We start from the raw sequence: 3424 nt of genomic DNA on the forward strand, positions 1-3424 counted from the left end.
AGCGCGATGACGCTGTCCGGCTCCTCCTCGGCGCGCCGGCGCAGCAGGGCCAGGTTGCGCGCGCGCTTGCCGCGCCCGTCCCAGATCTCCTTCGCGTAGCCGAGGTGCACGACGTCGAGGTCGAGCGGGACGATCCGCCCGCCGCGCGCCGCGGCCCAGTCCAGCACGCTCTCGTGGATCCGCCCCGCCCAGCGCAGGCCGGGCGCGCGCCGCACCACGCGCGGCAGCAGGGCGGGCGGCCCGGCGCGGCGCGCGCCGGAGAGGACCTCGGCCGCCGGCGCGTCGGGCGCGTCGGCGTTGTGGCAGCGGACCAGCCCCACGTCGAAGGCCGCCCCGCGCAGCGCCCGCCGCAGCGCCGCGCCCGCCGCCGGGGCGAGCCGCTCGTCCGCGTCGAGCGGCAGGATCCAGTCGCCGGTGGCGTGCGCGGCGGCCAGGTTGCGGGGGGCGGCGAAGTCGTCGTCCCAGGGGCGCTCCAGCACCCTCGCGCCGGCGGCCCGCGCCAGCTCGCGGGTCCGGTCGGTCGAGCCGGTGTCCACCAGCACGATCTCGTCGGCGACGCCGCGGACCGACTCGAGGCACCCGGGGAGCATCCGCTCCTCGTCCTTCGCGATGAGGCACAGCGAGACCTTCACCCTGGCCATCCCCCGCCCCGGAGCAAGGACGGTGCCGATGCGGCGATCGCCCGTCGCGGCGCGACCTTGCGCGCGCGTCAGGCCGCTGGCGCGCCCGGCGCGTCGCACCGCTGACACGGGCCGCCGGCGCCGAGCAGCGCCGCCGCCAGCTCGCCGAACCGGCGCAGGTCCACCGGCTTCGCGAGCACCACCGCGTGCGCGTCCTCGGCGTCGCTCGCGCCATCCCCGGCGAGCAGGACCACGGGCAGCAGCGCGCAGCCGGCGTGGCCGCGGATCGCCGCGAGCAGCGGCGCCGCGGCGGCCCCCAGCGCGTCGCAGTCCAGCACCGCCAGGCCGGGCGGCGCCGCCGAGAGGGCCCGGACCAGCGCGGTGGGGTCCGCGGCGGCCGCGACCACCACCGGCCGCCCGCCCTGGCGACCCAGCGCCTCCAGCGCCTCGGCCAGGCCGGCCCGGAGCAGCGGGTCCGGCGCGAACAGGGCGGCGGTGAGCGGCCCGGCCTCGCCGGCGTCGCCGGGCGCGAGCGGCTCCGGCGCGGCGCCCGCGGTGCGGCGCTGGAACAGGAGGTCGAGCTGGACGCGATCGCGGTGCGAGGCGGGCCGGAGCGCCACCGCCGCGAGCGCCCCGGCCGCGAGCGGCGTGGTCCAGCGCACCTCGCCGGCGAGGTGCAGCTCGACGCGCTCCTCGGCGAGCCCGAGCCGGATGCGCAGCCACGCTCCCGGCGCGACCTGCGCGCGGGTCCGGACCAGCAGGCCGTGCTCGAGCTGCGGGACCGCGTCGCGGCGCGCCGCCGCGGCCGAGCCGTAGGCGAGCTCGACCTCCTCGCCCGACCCATCCTCCGTGCCGCCGGTCTCGCGCATCCGCCCCCCTGCCCGCTTCCGGGCAGGGATCACCTACCGCCGCGCGGACGGACCGTCAGTCCCGTGACCACGGGTGTACGCGCCGGACGCATTCACGGCGCGTCCGTGCGCGCCGGGGGCTCCCCGGCCGGGGCGGTGGTGTCAGGGCCGTGGCGTCAGGGCGCCGGCGCGAGGGCGGGGCCCGGCCGCACCGCGCCCAGCGCCCGCCGGAAGAACCCGGCGGTCCACTCCCAGCGGCGCTCGGCCGCGAGCGGGTCCGGCACCGAGTGCGTGGCGCCGGCGATCGGGACCAGCTCGAACGGGCGCCCGGCGAGGAACAGCGCGTCCGCCAGCGCGAGCGAGTGCGACAGGAACACGTTGTCGTCGGCCGTGCCGTGCAGCAGGAGCAGCGGCCGGTCCAGCCGCGGCGCCCAGGCGAGCAGCCCGCTCCGGGCGTACGCCTCCGGGTGCTCGCCGGGCAGGCCGAGGTAGCGCTCGGTGTAGTGCGTGTCGTACTGCTCCCAGTCCACCACCGGCGCGCCCGCGACCGCCGCCCGGAACCGATCCGGCCGCCGCATCACCGCGAGCGCCGCCAGGTACCCGCCGAACGACCACCCGGTGATCCCGGCGCGGGCCACGTCGGCCTCCGGGACCTCGCGCCCGAGCGCCTCGAGGGCGGCCACCTGGTCCTCGAGCGGCACGGTGCCGAGGTCGCCGGCGATGGCGCGCTCCCAGTCGCGGCCGCGGCGCGGCGTCCCGCGCCCATCGAACACGGCCACCAGGAAGCCCTGGTCCGCCAGCCACTGCTCGATCAGCATGGGCCGGTGCGCGACCTGCGGCACGTACCAGGCCGGCACCGGGCCGCCGTACACCTCGACCACCACCGGCAGCCGCGCGCCGGCGCCGAGCGCGCGCGGCCGCAGCACCGCCGCCCGGATCCCGTCCGCGCCGCCGAGCTGCCGCAGCTCGGTGGTGGGCACGAACGCGGGCTCCTCCGCGACGCTCGGCAGCACCGCCAGGCGCGCGCCGTCGGCGCCGAACACGGCGGTGACCGGCAGCCGGCGCAGCGTGCTCCAGGTCACCGCGAGGGTCCCGCCGCCGGGCGCCAGGGCCGCCCGCGCGTCGCCGGCCCAGGCTCGCCGAGCGCGAGCCGCTCCGGCGGCGTGCCGGGTCGCACCCGGTACAGCTCCTCGCGCGTGGGATCCGGCGCGCCCGCGAACACCAGCGCGCCGCCCTCCACCCCGGCGAACGCCGCGTACCCGAGCGCCCGCGGGACCGACACCTCGAGGCGGGCGCCGTCGGCCGCGCGCAGCTCCACCTCCGGCGCGCCGCCCCGCTCCGTCACCCACCAGAAGCGGCCGTCGGGGAGGAACGCCGGCATGCCGGGCCACAGGTCCAGCCAGGCGTCGTCGCGCTCGACGAGCAGCGTGCGGGTCCTGCCGGTGGCGGGATCGGCCGCGAGCACCCGCTCCTCCTTCTGGAGCCGGTCCTGCACGACGAGGGCGAGCGGGCCGCCTCTCGCCCAGCGCACCGCGGCGAGGTACGGATAGCGGGCCGCGTCCCATCTCATCTCGACCGCGCGGCCGCCCGCCGCCGGCACCACCTTCAGGCGGACCGCGGCGTTGGGCGTGCCGGCGCGCGGGTAGGCGCGCGCCTCGCACGGCCGCGCCGGGCGCGCCGGGTCGAGAGCATCCGCCGCTCCACCGCCGACTCGTCCACCTCGGCGTAGGCGATCCGCCGCCCGTCCGGCGACCACCAGTAGCCCTCGTCGCGGTCCATCTCCTCCTGCGCCACGAACTCGGCGAGGCCGTTCGTGACGTCCCGCCCGCGGGCGCGGGTCAGCCGCCGCTCGGTCCCGCCCGGCACCGCGCGCACGTACAGGTCGCCGCGCTTCACGTACGCGAGCGCCCGGCCGTCCGGCGAGAAGCGCGGATCGAGGGCGCCCTCGGAGCCGGG

Annotated in this window: 5 protein-coding genes; all 5 read right to left on the reverse strand. The window is 79.6% G+C overall.

The window, feature by feature from the left end:
* Positions 1–641, reverse strand: a 641-nt coding sequence (locus tag PSR1_RS22420; protein ID WP_152643423.1) for a glycosyltransferase family 2 protein, incomplete at its 3' end; no start/stop codon positions are given.
* Between the two features lie 68 nt (positions 642–709).
* Positions 710–1489 (reverse strand): hypothetical protein, encoded by a 780-nt coding sequence (locus PSR1_RS22425; protein ID WP_059439536.1) that lies wholly within the window; start codon positions 1487–1489, stop codon positions 710–712.
* A gap of 155 nt (positions 1490–1644) precedes the next feature.
* Positions 1645–2550, reverse strand: a complete 906-nt coding sequence (locus PSR1_RS24740; RefSeq protein ID WP_237758204.1) for a prolyl oligopeptidase family serine peptidase — start codon at positions 2548–2550, stop codon at positions 1645–1647.
* Positions 2547–3071: a DPP IV N-terminal domain-containing protein gene (locus PSR1_RS24905; RefSeq protein WP_370539109.1), complete on the reverse strand. Its 525-nt coding sequence runs from the start codon at positions 3069–3071 to the stop codon at positions 2547–2549. Before PSR1_RS24905 ends, PSR1_RS24740 begins: the two co-directional genes overlap by 4 nt.
* 2 nt (positions 3072–3073) lie before the next feature.
* A partial coding sequence (locus PSR1_RS24910) for a DPP IV N-terminal domain-containing protein (RefSeq protein ID WP_272946376.1) occupies positions 3074–3424 on the reverse strand: 351 nt, incomplete at its 5' end.

The organism is Anaeromyxobacter sp. PSR-1, from assembly GCF_000964525.1.
Lineage (GTDB): Bacteria > Myxococcota > Myxococcia > Myxococcales > Anaeromyxobacteraceae > Anaeromyxobacter.

What these genes read in the sequence shown, in the direction of transcription:
- PSR1_RS22425 (WP_059439536.1), bottom strand. Translation starts at nt 1,489, where the DNA reads ATGCGCGAGACCGGCGGCACGGAGGATGGGTCGGGCGAGGAGGTCGAG.